Annotated in this window: 10 protein-coding genes, 1 tRNA gene and 1 riboswitch; of the genes, 6 read left to right on the top strand and 5 right to left on the bottom strand. The window is 65.9% G+C overall.

The annotated features are described in order from the left end of the window. The first annotated feature begins 105 nt into the window (after window positions 1-105). The 3 genes from IEQ11_RS03665 (at window position 106) to IEQ11_RS03655 (ending at window position 1,586) form a co-directional block, all read left to right on the top strand. Window positions 106-182, top strand: a tRNA-Met gene (locus IEQ11_RS03665). Window positions 183-307: 125 nt separating this feature from the next. Further along, a complete protein-coding gene (gene queD / locus IEQ11_RS03660; protein WP_036108861.1) occupies window positions 308-670 on the top strand; it encodes a 6-carboxytetrahydropterin synthase QueD in 363 nt (120 codons plus the stop codon). A 511-nt stretch (window positions 671-1,181) separates the two neighbouring features. Further along, window positions 1,182-1,586, top strand: coding sequence for a phasin family protein (locus tag IEQ11_RS03655; RefSeq protein WP_036108864.1), 405 nt, complete (start codon window positions 1,182-1,184; stop codon window positions 1,584-1,586). A gap of 310 nt (window positions 1,587-1,896) precedes the next feature. Here IEQ11_RS03655 and bioD read toward each other — a convergent pair whose 3' ends face one another. After that, window positions 1,897-2,601 carry a dethiobiotin synthase gene (bioD, locus tag IEQ11_RS03650; RefSeq protein ID WP_191821802.1) on the bottom strand — a complete coding sequence of 235 codons (705 nt, stop codon included), beginning with the start codon at window positions 2,599-2,601 and terminating at the stop codon, window positions 1,897-1,899. Between the two features lie 166 nt (window positions 2,602-2,767). Between bioD and IEQ11_RS03645 the strand changes: the two genes are divergently transcribed. The 3 genes from IEQ11_RS03645 to btuB all read left to right on the top strand — a co-directional run bounded on the left by IEQ11_RS03645 (window position 2,768) and on the right by btuB (window position 6,624). Continuing rightward, window positions 2,768-3,250: a GAF domain-containing protein gene (locus tag IEQ11_RS03645; RefSeq protein ID WP_191821801.1), complete on the top strand. Its 483-nt coding sequence runs from the start codon at window positions 2,768-2,770 to the stop codon at window positions 3,248-3,250. Then, window positions 3,247-3,681 (top strand): TfoX/Sxy family protein, encoded by a 435-nt coding sequence (locus IEQ11_RS03640; RefSeq protein ID WP_046660049.1) that lies wholly within the window; start codon window positions 3,247-3,249, stop codon window positions 3,679-3,681. The genes IEQ11_RS03645 and IEQ11_RS03640 overlap by 4 nt, the downstream gene beginning before the upstream one ends. 673 nt (window positions 3,682-4,354) lie before the next feature. Further along, window positions 4,355-4,597, top strand: a riboswitch (cobalamin riboswitch). Between the two features lie 128 nt (window positions 4,598-4,725). Beyond that, the gene (gene btuB / locus IEQ11_RS03635; RefSeq protein ID WP_191821800.1) at window positions 4,726-6,624 is read left to right on the top strand and encodes a TonB-dependent vitamin B12 receptor; all 1,899 of its coding nucleotides are present in this window, start codon (window positions 4,726-4,728) and stop codon (window positions 6,622-6,624) included. A 176-nt stretch (window positions 6,625-6,800) separates the two neighbouring features. Here the strand turns inward: btuB and IEQ11_RS03630 are convergent, their stop codons facing one another. The 4 genes from IEQ11_RS03630 to IEQ11_RS03615 all read right to left on the bottom strand — a co-directional run bounded on the left by IEQ11_RS03630 (window position 6,801) and on the right by IEQ11_RS03615 (window position 15,684). Next, complete coding sequence (locus tag IEQ11_RS03630) at window positions 6,801-7,742, bottom strand: hypothetical protein (protein ID WP_191821799.1); 942 nt, start codon at window positions 7,740-7,742, stop codon at window positions 6,801-6,803. A gap of 1 nt (window position 7,743) precedes the next feature. After that, complete coding sequence (locus tag IEQ11_RS03625; RefSeq protein ID WP_191821798.1) at window positions 7,744-10,923, bottom strand: hypothetical protein; 3,180 nt, start codon at window positions 10,921-10,923, stop codon at window positions 7,744-7,746. Between the two features lie 230 nt (window positions 10,924-11,153). Next, the gene (locus IEQ11_RS03620) at window positions 11,154-13,433 is read right to left on the bottom strand and encodes a hypothetical protein (protein ID WP_191821797.1); all 2,280 of its coding nucleotides are present in this window, start codon (window positions 13,431-13,433) and stop codon (window positions 11,154-11,156) included. Window positions 13,434-13,530: 97 nt separating this feature from the next. Continuing rightward, on the bottom strand, window positions 13,531-15,684 hold the full coding sequence (locus tag IEQ11_RS03615) for a hypothetical protein (RefSeq protein WP_096412832.1): 2,154 nt from the start codon (window positions 15,682-15,684) through the stop codon (window positions 13,531-13,533). Window positions 15,685-15,999 lie beyond the last annotated feature (315 nt).

Raw genomic sequence — 15,999 nt, 5'->3', positions numbered from 1 at the left:
TGAGACCGACTCTGCCACGGGGTGGCGCAGACGACAAGTCGGGCAAAGCCGCGCTCAGACGATTGACAAGCGCCCGTCCGGCATGAAGAATTCGCGGTTCCCCATGGCTATGTAGCTCAGCCGGTTAGAGCACAGCACTCATAATGCTGGGGTCGGTGGTTCGAGTCCACCCATAGCCACCATGGATACCCGCGCAGCAAGACCCAGGCCCGCCCGCGCTGCGGGCCTTTTCGTTTCCGGCGCCGGACGCGCCTGCCGCCCCACTCACCGACGCCGCGCCGCGTCCGCACCGCCACCGGTTACCGCCATGACTGCCGTCGATATCTTCAAGGTCTTCACCCTCGAAGCCGCGCACCGGCTGCCGAACGTGCCCGAAGGCCACAAGTGCGCGCGCCTGCACGGCCACTCGTTCCGGATCGAGGTGCATCTGCGCGGCGAACTGGGCGAGCACACCGGCTGGGTGATGGACTACGCCGACGTCAAGAAGGCATTCCAGCCGATCTACGACCGCCTCGATCATCATTACCTCAACGACATCGAAGGCCTGGAAAACCCGACCAGCGAGCGTCTGGCGGTGTGGGTCTGGGATCAGCTCAAGCCGGTGCTGCCGCTGTTGAGCGAAATCGTCGTCCACGAGACCTGCACCGCGGGTTGTCGTTATCGCGGCTGAGGCCGCGGCCCGGATCCGGGACTGATTCGGCCTGACGGCCCGCCGATCGGCGCGGTCGCGAACGTATCGCCGTTATGTCTGCGCGTCGGCCCCAGGCCTGACGGCGTCCGCTCGCCATGCGGCATCGCAACCTCGCGCAAACGCGACTGCTGCGCCGGAACGCAAGGATGCGTTCCTGGACCGCGCGCGCAATTCCATCTTTCGCCGCCAGCAAACCGGGCCGCGAATAGTCCATCTGTAACCCAGCCCATGCACGGTGCCCACGGTCGGCCGATCGCACTCGCGACCGCCGGCCGATGCGCGCCCAACCGGCGCATTCGGGCCCGGTTTCCACCGTGTCGCGACGCTTTGCCTGAACAGCTGCCTCGGCGCTAACTAGCTGAATAGGCGAGCTTTCTGAACGGTTGGCGACCGCTCGTCGGGTCGATGTTGCATCGCAACAAAGTCGGGCCTATGCTGCACCGCACAATCCAGTCGTTCTTCGTCTGGACCCTTACTCAGGAGCTCAGCCATGTACCAGCAATTCAACGAACAGTTCGCCGCCGCTACGCGCCAGTTCGCGGACACGGCCGCTCAGGTCAACCGCCTGGCCCTCGACAACGCCGGCGCCGTGTTCGGTCTGCAGATCGCCGCGATCGAAGAGCGCGTCAACGCGACCTTCGCTTTCTTCGGTGAAGCCGCCGAAGCGCGCGATCCGGAAGCGTTCAAGACCCTGTGGCCGAAGGGCGTGCAGATCGCTCGCGAAAACGTCGAGCGCGCTGTCAGCACCGGTCAGGAAGCGTTCGGCCGCACCATCAAGGCCAACGAAGCCATCGCCGAGCTGGCCAAGTCGCAGATCGAAACCGCCGCCAAGGCCACCCAGGCCAACGTCGAGAAGGCCACCAAGGCCGCGACCAAGGCGACCGCTGCGAAGTAATCGCAACCGTTTCTCTATCCGGCGGGTAACGCGGATACAAAAACCCGGCAGCGCAGGCTGTCGGGTTTTTTGTTGTCTGCGTGAAAGTCGTCGCGCGGGTGGGTCAATGAGGAATGCCGGATCGGCGATCGCGGCCGCTCGCCTCGACCGCTTCGCTGCCACGTCTTCACTGGTGCATGGAAAGAGCCGTGCGGCTGTCGCCGCAAGCCTCCGTGGCCGAAGCGCGAACCGCTCTTTCGAACTCGCCGCACGCCACGCCCACCCTCGCAACGCCGAACTTCGCTCGGCCCGCGTCGCGAATGCCGCGTTTTCAGAACACCGGCGTCAACAGTCCCGCCATCGCGGCCGGATCGGGCGACGGCGAATACGGCAGCCGGCCCCAGCACGGCACCGGCAGGCGCCGGCACAGGATCTGGAAGTTTTCCTCGGCGCTCGCCATGTGCGGATCGATGCCGTTGGCGATCCAGCCGACCAGCCGCGCGCCGTCGGCCTGGATCGCGCGCGCGCTCAGCCGCGCGTGGTTGATCGCTCCCAGGCGCACGCCGACCACCAGCACCACCGGCAGATCCAGGGCGCGCACCAGGTCGATCTGATCGAGCTCGGCGCTGATCGGCGCGGCCCAGCCGCCGACGCCTTCGACCACGACCGTATCGGCCTGCGCCGACAACCGCGCATAGGCCTGGTGGATCGGCGCGAGCGCGATCTCGACTCCGGCCTGCGCGGCGGCGATCTCCGGGGCCAGCGGTTGCGGCAGCGCGTAGGGGTTGATGTCGTCGTAGCGCGGCGTCGGCCTGCTGGCCGCCTGCAGCAGCAGCGCGTCCTCGTTGCGCCAGCCGTCGGCGGTGGCGTCGCAGCCGCTGGCGACCGGCTTCATCCCGACCGCGCGCGCGCCGAGCGAACGCAGGCTGTGCAGCAACGTGGCGCTGGCTAGCGACTTGCCGATGCCGGTGTCGGTGCCGGTGACGAACACACCGTTGGGAAGCGGGCCGCGCGGAAGTCGGAGGGAGTCGGTCATGCGGGAAGCGCAGGGTCCTGGGAGATGGGTAAGGCGATGCGGCAAGGTGGCCAAGATGCAGGCGGCGTGGGCGCTCAAGTCACCGTGGATGTGACTCATCTCGCGCTTTCCAGCGATGCCAGCCGGCCATGGTAGTCGCGGCAGGCCCCGCTGTTACACTCCCTGAATGTTTACAGCCTCCACACTTTCGGGCGGAAAGCCCGAGCAGTACGCCCAGTTGCTCGATCAGGCACGCGGCCTGCTCGACGGCGAGCGCGACCCGATCGCCAATGCCGCCAACCTGTCGGCGCTGGTCAATCAGGCGCTGCCGCAGCTCAACTGGGTCGGCTTCTATTTCTACGATGGCGCCGAATTGGTGGTCGGACCGTTCCAGGGCCTGCCGGCCTGCGTGCGTATACCGCTCGACAAGGGCGTGTGCGGCGCGGCCGCGTCGAGCCGCCAGACCCAGCGCGTCGCCGATGTCCACGACTTCCCCGGCCATATCGCCTGCGACGCGGCCTCGCGTTCGGAAGTGGTGGTGCCGTTGTTCAAGGGCGAGCGGCTGATCGGCGTGTTCGATCTCGACAGCCCGGTACCGAACCGTTTCGACGCCGACGACCAGGCGGGCCTGGAAGCCCTGGCGCAGGTCTACCTGGAGTCTTTGGCATGACCGCGGCACCCAAGATGCGCAACATCGGCCCTAAAAGTGCGGCTTGGCTGCGCCAAGTGGGTTTGCGCACGCATGAAGATATTGCCGCGATCGGCACGGTCGAGGCGTTCATGCGGGTCAAGCGCGCCGGCTTCAAGCCGACCTTGAACCTGCTTTACGCGATCGAAGGCGCGCTGCTCGACTGCCATTGGCAGGAGATCAGCGACGAACGCCGCCAGGAACTGATCCTGGCCGCCGAAGCGGCGACCGCGCTGCTGCCGGCGCCGCGCAACAAGCCGGCCGCCGCGCCGGTGCATACGACCATGCATGCCGAGGAACGGCATGACGACGCTTCGGCCTACGACGGTGGTCCGGCGGCGCATGACGACGATGATGCGTCCGGCGGCGATGAGCGGCATGGCGATCAGGACGGCGAAGAACGGCACGATTGAGGTCGGCCGGTTCGGCTGGCTTTGAGGTGAGGCGTTGGTCAGCGGCCTTCGTCGCAGTCGCCGGCGCAAGTGCCCTCATCCGCCCTTCGGGCACCTTCTCCCGCACAGCGGGAGAAGGGAGCTTCCGGGAGCTTGCTGGCGGCATGGCGATCAGGACGGCGAAGAACTGCACGATTGAGGTCGGCCGGTTCGGTGGTTTTGAGGTGTGAGGCGTTGGTCAGCGGCCTTCGTTGCAGTCGCCAGCACAAGCGCCCTCATCCGCCCTTCGGGCACCTTCTCCCGCACAGCGGGAGAAGGGAGCTTCCGGGAGCGTGCTGGCGGCATGGCGATCAGGACGGCGAAGAACGCCACGATTGAGGTCGGCCGGTTCGGTGGCTTTGAGGTGTGAGGCGTTGGTCAACGGCCTTCGTCGCAGTCGCCAGCGCAAGTGCCCTCATCCGCCCTTCGGGCACCTTCTCCCGCGGGGCGGGAGAAGGGAGCTTCCGGGAGCTTGCTGTTCGCTTCGCGGGCCATCACCTCGTTGATGCGCCATGGGAGAGAACCTTTCCCACTTCCGGCTACAAAACCCCTGTACCGCTACAAAGCCCCTCTCCCGCTACCAAGGCCCCTCTCCCGCTTGCGGGAGAGGGGTTGGGGTGAGGGCACGCCCGGACTTTGCCCCCCGCATCGCGTAGACTGCGCACCGCTTCAAGGTGACCCCCACGGCTTGCGCCGCCGGGGTTGAAACGGGAAGCCGGTGACACGCCCTCCTCCGATCGGACGAGCCGGCGCCATTCCGGCACTGCCCCCGCAACGGTAAGCCAGTCAGATCGCGGCATCCGCCACTGTGCAAGGCACGGGAAGGCGCCGCGACCGGAGTCGACCCCGCGTCGGCCCGCTGGCGAGTCCGGAGACCGGCCTTGGGGTGCTACAGGTTGCGATGCGGAGGGCATCGCGGCGGCTGTTGCACTTCGTGCGCCTTCCGCTGCCCGCTCGCCTTCTCCCGCAACCGCCCATTCCGTTGTCGTAATCGCGCGCGCCACGGCGCGCGCTGGAGCTAGCCCCATGCCGGTTGCAAGTCTGCGTGCCCTGAACCTTTCCTTCGCCATCGCCTGTGCCCTGGCGCTGCCGACCGTCGCGGCCGCGGCGCCCGCCGGCGAGGCCACCGACCTGGACGAAGTGGTCGTCACCGCCAACCGCACCGCGGTCAGCGTCAACGATCTGCTGACCCCGGTCGAGGTGCTCGACCGCAGCGACATCCAGCGCAGCCAGGCGCGCGATCTCAACGATCTGCTGCGCGGCCGCGCCGGCATCACCCTCGCCAACCAGGGCGGCGCCGGCAAGCTGACCACGCTGTTCCTGCGCGGCAGCGAATCCGACCACGTGCTGGTGCTGGTCGACGGCATCCGCATCGGTTCGCCGACCTCGGGCCTGGCCGCGCTGCAGGATCTGCCGCTGGAACTGATCGACCGGATCGAAATCGTGCGCGGCCCGCGTTCTAGCTTGTACGGCGCCGACGCCATCGGCGGCGTGATCCAGGTGTTCACCCGCCGCGAGCAGCAGGGCTTCGCCCCGCGCGTGCATGTCGGCGGCGGCAGCAACGACAGCATCGAATTCGGCACCGGCTTCGGCGGCCGCAGCGGCCGCGGCTGGTTCGGCGCCGACTACAGCTTCCGCAAGACCCAGGGCATCAACGCCTGCCGCGGCGGCGGCTTCCCGGTGTTCGCCGGCTGCTTCACCGACGAGCCCGACCGCGACGGCTACGAGAGCCATGCGCTGTCGCTGCGCGGCGGCATCGAGATCAGCGACCAGTGGAGCATCGAAGGCCAGGCGCTGCGCGTGGAAGGCGAGAACCACTACGACGGCGACTTCGGCAACTATTCCGAAACGGTGCAGCAGGTGATCGGCGGCAAGCTCGACTGGCGCCCGTCGGACACGGTGCATGTGCAGCTGAGCGCGGGCCGCAATGTCGATGCTTCGCAGAATTACGATCTCAAGGGATTTGGCGCTTATCCCGGCGGCGTTTCTCCGGGGCAGCGGATCGGGTTTTTCGATACTGATCGCGACAGCGCGACCTTGCAGGCCGATTTCAATCTTTTCGAAGGCAACACGTTGACCGCGGGCTTGGATTGGCTGCGCGATCGCGTCGACAGCGACACCGTCTACGACGAACTCGAACGCGACAACAAGGCCGGTTTCGTCCAGTACCAGGGCCGCTTCGGCAACCAGTCGTTCGAAGCCAGCCTGCGCCGCGACGACAACGAGCAGTTCGGCGGCCACACCACCGGCGGCGCCGCGTGGGGCCTGAGCTTCGCCGAGCGCTGGCGCGTGACCGTGGGCTACGGCACCGCGTTCAAGGCGCCGACCTTCAACGAGCTGTACTACCCGTTCTTCGGCAACGCCAAGCTCAAGCCGGAAGAGTCCAAGACCTGGGAACTGGGCCTGGCCTACCGCGGCGACAACTTCAACGCGCGCATCGACGGCTTCGACACCCGCGTCGATCAGCTGATCACCTTCGACTCGGCGATCAACCTGCCCAACAACATCGAACGCGCGCGCATGCGCGGCGCCGAGATCGGCGTCGACACCACCTTCGCGCAATGGACGCTGGCGGCGAGCGCGAGCTTCCTCGACACCGAAAACCGGGTCGGCTTCTACCGCGGCAACGACCTGCCGCGCCGCGCCAAGCGCAGCGGCCGCATCGACCTGGATCGCGCGTTCGGCAAGTTCCGCATCGGCGCGACCGCGGTCGGTTACGGCTCGCGTTACGACGATGTGGGCAACAGCAGCCGCGTCGGCGGCTACGGCACCTTCGACCTGCGCGCCGAGTACGCGATCAGCGACGCGCTGAGCCTGCAGGCGCGCGTGGCCAACGTGTTCGATCGCGACTACGAAACGGTGTCGTACTACAACCAGCCCGGCCGCGAGTGGTTCGTGACCCTGCGTTACGCGCCGAAGAACTGAGGTTTCGCGCATCGGCCGGCACGCGCCGATCGATGCGCTGTTCGACATCGCGGCAAGTTGCAACGACGAAGGCCCGGCATTGCGCCGGGCCTTTCGTCTTTGTGATCGTCTACGGGCGCTTGTTATTTCATCTTTGGCTGCACCGCGATGCCTTGCGAGCGCATCGCATCATGACCTCACGTCGGCCGCACCCCGCACTGCACCCAGGCATTGCCGGCGATATCGCCGCCCACGCCGATCATGCCGTGACGCCAGCGTCCGTCGTCCGGGCCGGACGCCAACGCTGCGTATACCTGCGCCGAAACACCTTGACCGAAGCCGCGCAATACCGAGGCGACTTGCGCATCGTCGCGGTAGATCGCCTTGGCGAAGGTGAACCAGGTCAGCGCGCGCGGTTCGCCGCTCGCCGACAAGGCCAGACTCAGGCCCGACGGCCGCGGCAGATCGCTGCCCGGCATCAACGCCGCCAACTGGCTCATCATCGGCGCCGCATCGCCGAGCAGCGTTCGCGCCAACGACGCCAATCCGCTCAGGTCGAGGTCGTGAGTGCGCGCGTACAACTCGACGCTGCCGTCCGGATTGACCCCGGCCATGCGCCAGAACAACAAGGTCGAGTTGAGCACCGGGTGGCGACCTTGCCATGCCGACGGCAGACGGCCCGACGGCAGATCCGCGTACAACTTGATCGCGGTGCCGTCGCCGTGACGCGCCGAGGCCCAGGCGCCGAACTTCAGGCGGCAATCGCGCTGATGCTCGAACCACGTCGCCAGATCCGCCGACGGCGAATCGAGCGGCCAGTCCAGCGCGCGCGCGGCGATCGCCAAGCGCTCGCCGTCGTCGGTTTCCGGCGCGGCGACTTCGGCGGTCCATCGCACCGCCGCTTCGCGCGTGGTCCAGGCGAACTCCACCGGCACGCCGGTGTTGGTCAGGCTGCTGAAACGCCAGGCCATCTCCGGCCATACCGACTCGGCCAACGGCGCGAGCACGCGGCCCAACATCGTCTGCGCCGCATCGGCCTGCGCCGGCAACACCGCGCGCAGCCGCCGCAAGGTCGCGGCGACCGGCGCGGGCAACGCCCCGGTGACTTCGAACGGCATCACGTAGGCGGCGTTCGTCATGTCACTGCACCGCGATCAGTTCTTCGGTCTCGTCGACCCAGGCGCGCTGATCGAACTGTCCCTGCATGCCGACGAAGGTGAAGCGGCGACGGAACTTGCGCTTGTCCGCGTTCTTCAAGGCGATGCGCAGCTTGACCGGATCGGCCTGGGTGCCGGCCATCTCGATGCGTTCGTTGCGCTTGTAGGCGCCGTCCTCGTACTTCACGTCGATGTAGACGCGCTTGACCATGGCCGGATCGAACACCGGGATGAACTCGAGCTGCAGCGCATCTTCGAAGCTGTCGTGCACGATCAACTCGGGCACGTCGACTTCGATCGGCGGCGACGCCGGATCGGCCTGGCTCACGCCCTTGCGCCGCTGCACGATCTGATACGTCACGCCGCGATCGGCCGGGGCCGGCTTGGCGCCGCGCAGACGCCAGGTCTTCGGACCTGAGGTCTTGGTCAGGGTCAGCGTGGTCTTGGGCTCGGGCGTGGTGTAGCCGCGCGCCTGCAACTTCACGTCGATCGATTCGACCACTTCCCAATCGATATCGCCCGGGGTCGCGGTGATCTGGCGGAACTCGACGTGTTCGTAGGGATTGACGAACAAGGTGCGGTCTTCGGTCTTGGCCGCCGGGATCGTGTACGAGCTGCGGTCGGCGGCCCAGTCGGACTGCGGATCGAAGTGGTACTGGAACGCGGCGTCGTAACCGATATCGCGGGTCTCGTTCATGAACGCTTCGAAGCGCTTGACCCCGGTTTCGCCGGGCGTGAACACGAAGTCGGCGTGCTTGTGATCGCGCGGCTTCTTCTTGTCGCCGTAGTCCAGCGCGACCTGCGCCGACTTCAGGTCGATCGGTTCGAACGCGATCGGCATGCTCGCCTCGACCGCGAACTGGCGGAAGAACGGATCGTCGAGATCGATTTCCTTGAAGTACTTCGACTTGTCGCGCAGATCGCCGAGCATCAGGCCGAAGAAACCTTGCGGCGCGTAAGTGCGGCGCGTGGCTTCGGCGCGGTTGTAGCGCAGGGTCAGTTTCTTGCGCTCTTCCTGGTGCACGAACTTGAGCTTGAGCGACAGGCTGACCGCGGTCGGCGGCGTGGGCAGGGTCGGAGTGGGTGTGGGCGTCGGGGTTGGAGTGGGCGTCGGAGTCGGTGTAGGCGTCGGCGTGGGTGTAGGCGTCGGAGTCGGAGTCGGAGTCGGAGTCGGCGTAACCGACGCGGGACGACGCAGACGGCCGCGCCAACGGCTCGGCGTGGTGCCGGCGACCTGGCCGATCACGTGGACGACGCGGTTGTCGGGATCGCCGCCCATCGTGGAATGCGTGCCCGGACGGCTGCTCGCCGGAACGTCGCCGTGCGCGTTGGCCGGGGTGACGGTGAAGTTGCCGCCGGCGCGACGCACCACCGCCGCGGCGACGTCGAGACGACGCTGCGACAGCGCGCGGTTGTAGGTCACGCGCTGCGCCTCGGTGGCGCCGTTGGCGTGCTCGTGGCTTGCGTACGCTTCCAGCCGCACGTTGCGCGGCGCGGGCAGGCTGCGCACCCACGCGGCCAGACGATCGGCGCCGCGTTCGGTGCCGGTCCAGTTGCCGTCGCCTTCGATGCGCAAGGTGCCCGAGGCGTCGCGATAGCGCGGGTCGGTGGTGGTGTTCTCGACATAGGCGCGGTACTGCGTCGACGGCGGATTGATCATCCAGCCGCTCGCGGCGGGTTTGTCGAAATCGAAGAACAGGCCGAAGGTCTGTTCCTGGGTCGCCGCCGGCCATTCGACTTCGATGAGTTTTTCCGAAGCCGGATTGACGGTGAGGTTGACCCGGCCCTGCGCGTCGGCGGCGACGGTCTGTCCGTCGACCTTCACCACCGCGCCGGCGCCGGTCACGGTGATGGTTTCGGCCAGGCCGTTCGCGGCCGGGGTGTGGGTGACCGTCTGCCCCGCGGGCAGCGGCGTCGGCGATTGCGATTCGACCGTCAGCGCGGCCGGCTGGATCTGCGCGGTCGGCGGCGTGGTGGTGCCGGTGCCGCCGGATGTTCCGCCGCTGCTTGCGCCGCTGGTGCCGCTGAAACCGCCGGGAGCGGTTCCGCCGGTGCTGCCACCCGTACCGCCCGTGCTGCCGCCGGTTCCGCCGGTGCTCCCGCCCGTGCCACCCGTGCCGCCGCCGGTTCCGCCGGTGCTTCCGCCCGTGCCGCCCGTGCTGCCGCCGGTTCCGCCGGTGCTTCCGCCCGTGCCACCCGTGCTGCCGCCGGTTCCACCGGTGCTGCCACCCGTGCCGCCCGTGCTGCCGCCGGTTCCGCCCGTACCGCCGCCCGTGCCGCCCGGATTGGTGCCGGTGCCCGTACCCGTGCCGGTTCCCGCATGCGCCGCATCGGTCGCCAGCTTGCCCGGCACCAGGGTCGGTTCGAACCACTTGCTCAGCAGATCGTCCTTGAAGAAATCCAGCGCCCACTTTTCCTGGTCGCGCTTGTCTTCGCTGTCGGTGAACGCTTCGACCTGGATGTCGATCACGCCGTTCTGCACCAGCGACTCGAACGCCGCGTCGATACCGGCCTTGAACCACGCGTACTGCCCTTCCAGGCTGGCGCTGAAATGGTTGTAGATGCGTTCGAAGTCGGCGGTGATGGTGACCTTCAACGCCGGCCGCATGGCCAGGTACTTGAAGTCGTAGATCACCCCGATCGGAGTCATGCCGTCGCTGAGCGCGGATTCGAGAATCGTCGCGCCTTCCGCCGACAGGCTCAGGCTGAAGGCGGCGCGGTTGGCCGCGTCCATCGACGGCACGGTCGCGCCGAGAATGTGTTCGACCGCGTTGAACGTGCCCGGCGCGGCCGGTTGCGCCGAGGTGCCGCCACCGCCCTGCGCGTTCAAGGCGATGCATTGCACCGAACCTTCCTCGAACGTGGCGCAGGTCAGCCGCACCGGCAACTGCACGCCCGGTTCGGCGTTGAGCCGGCCGATGATCTTCGACTCCATCGACGAGGACAGCTGCAAGGTGGTCACGAACATCACGAAGCCGCCGCCCTTGTCGGCTGCGGTGGCATCGGCGACGCGGTATTTGAGGAAACTGAATTCCTTGCGCCCATCGGGCTGACGCGTGGCCAGCGTGACCGGGCCGGGCAGGTACCAGAACTGGCCCTTGTCGGCGTGGTCGCGGAACACGGTGATGCCGTCGATGGAAAGCGGCTTTTCGAGACTGAGCATGACGAACTCCTGAGATCGTGAGTCCATGCGCGCGGCGTGCCGCGCGCTACGGAAACGTTTCCTTACGCGACTGATGTCCACCCGTCTGCGCGATACACATCACCGTCATTCCCGCGAACGCGGGAATCCAGTGCCTTATCGCGACCGTGCCCGTAAGTCGCTGGATTCCCGCGTTCGCGGGAATGACGAGCAAAAACGCAGCGACCCGCACGCGGCAGCGGCGGCGGACATCAGGCCATCTTCAACACCAGATCGGTCGCATCGCTGGCCACCCAGTTGCCGGCCTTGTTGGTGCCGTTCTCGAGCAGATAGCTGGCCTTGTACTCGTAGCGCATGCGCGCCGGGTCGAGGTAGTCGTATTCGAACTCGCCCGAGGCCTGGCCGTCGGTGAACTCGAAGTCCTCGGCGAACGACAGGCCGCCGGCGAAGTCCTCGAAGCGCAGCGAGACCTTGGCCTTGCGCATTTTCCGTTTGGCGAAATCCAAAGGCGGCTTTACGGTGACGATGCGTCTTCCCTTCATGCCGGCCTTGAGCATGATTCGATTGCTGTTGGTCACCGACTCGGGAATCTCCTCGATATCGCGGCCGTCCTTGTACAGGATGCTGACGCTGTAGAACACGCCCTTGATCTCGGGATTGCGCATATCCACGGCGAAGGTCTGCGCGGCCGCGCCTTCCTGGAACGACATCTGCATTTCTTCCTGCACGCCGTTGGCCTTGTCGATGTAGCGCAGGTCGACGAAGGCTTCCTGCACCTCGTTCCAGTTGAAGTTCGGCACCACCTGCACCACCCGCCGGGTCTGGAACGGATTGCGGATCGACACCTGCGGCTCGTCCAGCGAGGTCCAGTCGCGGACCGTGTCGCCGCCGCTGATGCCATGGAAGACGATGCGCACTTCATAGGCGGTCTTGCTCTGGTCGAGCATGAACATCTTCCACGCGCCCGTCTGCGCATCCTTGGTCAGCCGCACCAGGTCGTTCTGGTTGATCTTGTTGGCCGGATCGCGATAACGCAGGAACACGTCGACCGAGCTGTAGCGATCCCACGGGAAGTTCTCGGCGAACACCGGCACGGTGTTGATCGTGTACAGGTCGCGCGGGATGATCTCGACGTTTTCCACATCGAACGTCTGCACCTTCGACTTGAGCTTGGTCGGCCGCTCGGCCGCGTCCACGCCCTTGAAGTTGACCTCGTACTCGACCTGCACCTCGCGCTTCATCTGGCCGCGGTCGAGCTGGCTGAGCCATTCGAAACTGGCGTCGCCCTGGCTGGCGCCGAGCAGCGCGTTCTGCGCCTTGTCGCCGTAGCGCACGCGCACGTTGAGGCTGCCGATGTCGTCGGCGGCCAGATCGGCGCGCGAAATCACCTTGACCCGGCGCTTCTTGAAGAAGTCGTTGTCCAGGCTGATCTGCTTGACCAGGCGGTCGCGCGGCACGTTGCCTTCGCGGATGGTCTTGAACAACGCCGCCAGATGGCCCTGCGGATAGATCGACCGCTTGACCGCGACGCGCTCGGAGAAATTGACGTTGAGCTTCTTCTTGTCGATGCGCGTGTAGTCCATGCGCTTGTAGCTGAAGCTCGGCATCAGCGCGCCGATCGGCCCGCCGGCGGCCATCGCCGAGGACTGGCTGGCGAACTTGCCCAGCGCATCGAGCCCGCGTTCGAAATCGGACTTCTTCTCCGGCGTCCACGGCGGCAGGCTGGCCTGGAAGAACGCATCGGTGATCATGTTGCGCACCTGCGCCAGGGCGGCGTCGCGGCGGTCGATGATGCCCTTGGTGTCCTCGCTTTCGGCAACAAACGTATCGGCCTCCAACACGATCGCGCGACTTTCGACCAGTTCGTCGACCGCCTTGCCGATCTCGGTGGAGAAGAACATGTTGCCGCCGGAGAAGCTTTCGTCCATGTGCTTTTGCACACGGTCCCAATCGATCTTCAGATTGATGTTGTAGGCCGGGCGCAGGCCGAGGAAGTCCAGCGAATAGATCACCGCCACCGGCAGGATCTCGCCTTCCAGGCACTGCTCCATCACCGTGTAGCCGTCCTGGTCCAGACGCACCGAGAACGAGGCCTGGTTGGCGCCGTACAGCGCCGGCTTGGCCGACTGATCGATCTTGAGCACGAACTGCGGGCCGGGGCCGGCGGTCGGCGCGACATCGCCGGTGGCCTTGCCGAGCATCATCAGCTTGACGCCGCCGTCTTCCAGCGGCACCGGCGCGATCCGCGGCTTGTTGCGCAGGTTTTCCGAGTTGGCGATCTCGCGGGCCAGATCGTCGAGCTGGCTCTGGGTGGCGCCGAGGTTGCAGTCGAAGTTGACAAAGCCGCCGGTGCCCGCGTCGCCGCGGAAACCGATCAGCAGGAACTGCGGCACATCCACGCCGAGGGTCTTGTCGCGCACCGTGGTCAGGTGCGGATTGAGCGGCATGTAATACCACTGCTCGGGATCGGCATGGTCGGGGAAGACCGAGATGCCGTTGATCTCGCGAGTGCGGCTGTCGAGGAGAAGCATGATCGGACTCCTTCCGAGTCAAGCGTGATGAGTGTCGGCGACGGCGGGCCCGAGGTTCGGGCCCGCCGCGCTTGCGGCTAAGGTCGTAGCGACGGAATCAGGCCGGAAGTTCCAGGAACAGCGACAGATCCGTCTTGGTTTCCGGGCCCACGACCTTGCGCTTGCCGTCGGTGAGGAAGTAGGTGACCGTGGCCTTGTACTCGGGCTCTTCGCCGTCGGTGAGCGGAAGCTTCCAGCTCTTTTCCTCGTCGCCGGGCTTGAAGCGCAGATCGATGCGCTTGGTCCCGTGCGACAGCGCCACGCTGACCATCTTCAGCTCGTCCCAGTTCAGCAGGTCCGGCACCACCGCCACTTCCAGCGCGTCGAGCTTCTTGCCGACCATGATGGTCGAGCGGGTCGCGACCTTTTCGTTCTCTTCCTTGCTGGTGCCGTCGGCGAACAAGGTGGTGACCGCGTACTTCACCTCGCCCAGGGTTTCGTCGACCACCGGGAAGGTCCAGTCGAACGAGGTCATGTCGCTGGACAGCGTCACGATGGTCTTCTGGTTGTACTTGTTGGCCGTGTCGGTGTAGCTGGCCTCGACCGTGATCGAGGCGATCTCGGCGGACAGATCGCCGGCGGCGCGGAAGCTGACCGTCTTGGACGCCGAGAACGGATCGTCGACGTACAGTTCCTTGGCCTGCTGCTTGGCCAGCTTCTTGACCTGGCGGCCGTCGGCCAGCGTGTACAGGAACTCCAGGTCGATGTCCTCGGTGCGCGGCGTGCCGATGATCTTGCGCAGGGCAAAGTTCGGCGTCGCCGCGGTCATGTTGAACTTGGCTTCGACCGGCTGCTTGCCGTGCTTGTAGCGCACGGTGATCTGGGTGCGCGGCACCTGGGCGAAGTCGATGTCGCCCGGGCCGATGTCCAGCGCCAGCACGCCGAGGTCGTCGACGTTGATGGTCAGGTTGGTGTCGTCGGTCTTGATCTCCTCCGACACCTGCTTGAACGTCGCGCCCTTGTAGTTGACCGTGACCTGATAGGTAAAGTCGCGCTTGCCCTCGAACACGAAGGCCTCGAACTTGGCCACGTCGTCGGGCTTGGTGAAGACGAACTCCTGGACCTTCTTGTTCGGCCCGTACGGGTAGCGGATCTTGACCTCGACGCTGTGGATCGGCAGGTTGGCGAAATCGGCGTTGACCCGCATCACCACCTGCACGGTCTTGAGGAACTCGTCCAGGTTGATCTTGGAGTAGTAGTCCTCCCACTTCAGCGGCTTCTTCTTGTCGTCGGTCAGCGAGGTGATCGTCGGCAGCATGCCCTGCGGGTTGCGGTTGACGATGACCGCCTTGGCCTCGCTCCACTCCACCCGCACGTTGGCGATCTGGCTCTTGTTGATGGTGCGGCGGATGTCCTCGATGTCCTGCTCTTCGCGCAGGTCCTTGGTGTTCGGATCGACCTCGGCGATTTCCTTGAGCAAGTTGCGCTGCACCGCCGCTTCGAGCTGCTTGTTGATGATCGCGCGGATGTCGGCCTCGAGCTTGGCGTTGTCCTCGGCGCTGAGGTTGGGCGCCTGCACGAACTCGAAGTGGGTCTTGGTGATGTCGTTCTTCCAGCGGCTGGAGCTGATCACCTCGGTGTAGCTGTCCTCGTGCCACATCCGGTCTTCGGTGTTGATGTCCTGGAAGAAGCTGTAGAACTCCGACGCGTTCCAGGTGCCCCAGGCCTTCATTTCCGGCAGGCGCATGTAGCAGTTCATCTTGTAGACGACCTGCACCGCCGAGGCCGAACCGGTGCTCAGGGTTTCCTTGAAGATCGCCGTGCCCAGTTCGCTGAGCTCGACCATGAACGAGGCGACGTTCTTGCCGTAGATCGACGGCTTGCCGGCGCCGCGGATCTTCTCGACCAGCGCGCCGCCCTCGGTCAGCAGCAGCTCGACGGTGCCGTCGGTCCAGGTCACCGGCGCGATCGCGACCTTGGGCACGTTCTTGCCCTTGTACTTCTCGGCCAGCTTCTTCTGCAGTTCGGCGGTGATCTTGGTCTGCACGTCGGCGGCGACCGCCAGCTCGGTGTCGAAGGCGATGAAGCCGCCGAACTTCTTGCCGCCGTCCTCGCGGATCTGGCCGTACTCGACGAAGCGCAGCGCCAGGCCGCCGCTGGCCATGCGCGCGAAGTTCGGCGTGTTCGGCATGATGTAGTAGGTGAAGTCGTTGGCATCGTCGCCGTAAACCACGTGGTCGAGGATGGTGTCAACGTTGTCGATCTTAAGCATGGACTTGCTCCTTATCCTGATAAATCCTGAGTTCGTTTGATTGCCTCGCGCGTTGGCTTGCGCGCTTACAGCGACGATGTTCCGCGGCGAACGTTGTGCGGTTCGAATCTTTAGAACGCCACCACCGCTTCGTACCGGACACGTTAAAAGTGCTATTTTTCAGCTGTTTCCAACAAAACGACAAGGCAATACTCGCCCGCTGCGGGCCTGCGATAGACCCACATCGTCGTTCCCGAAGAGACGGCTACCGTCGCGACCGATCCACCGGTCGCGAACGTTTCCGTTGCATCGCGCGGCAAGCGCCGCTGGCGCAAG

It is taken from the genome of Lysobacter capsici, from assembly GCF_014779555.2.
In the GTDB taxonomy this organism is placed as follows: Bacteria; Pseudomonadota; Gammaproteobacteria; order Xanthomonadales; family Xanthomonadaceae; genus Lysobacter; species Lysobacter capsici.
Note: the sequence above shows the minus strand (reverse complement) of the source record. Positions and strands in the feature narration are given on the sequence as shown.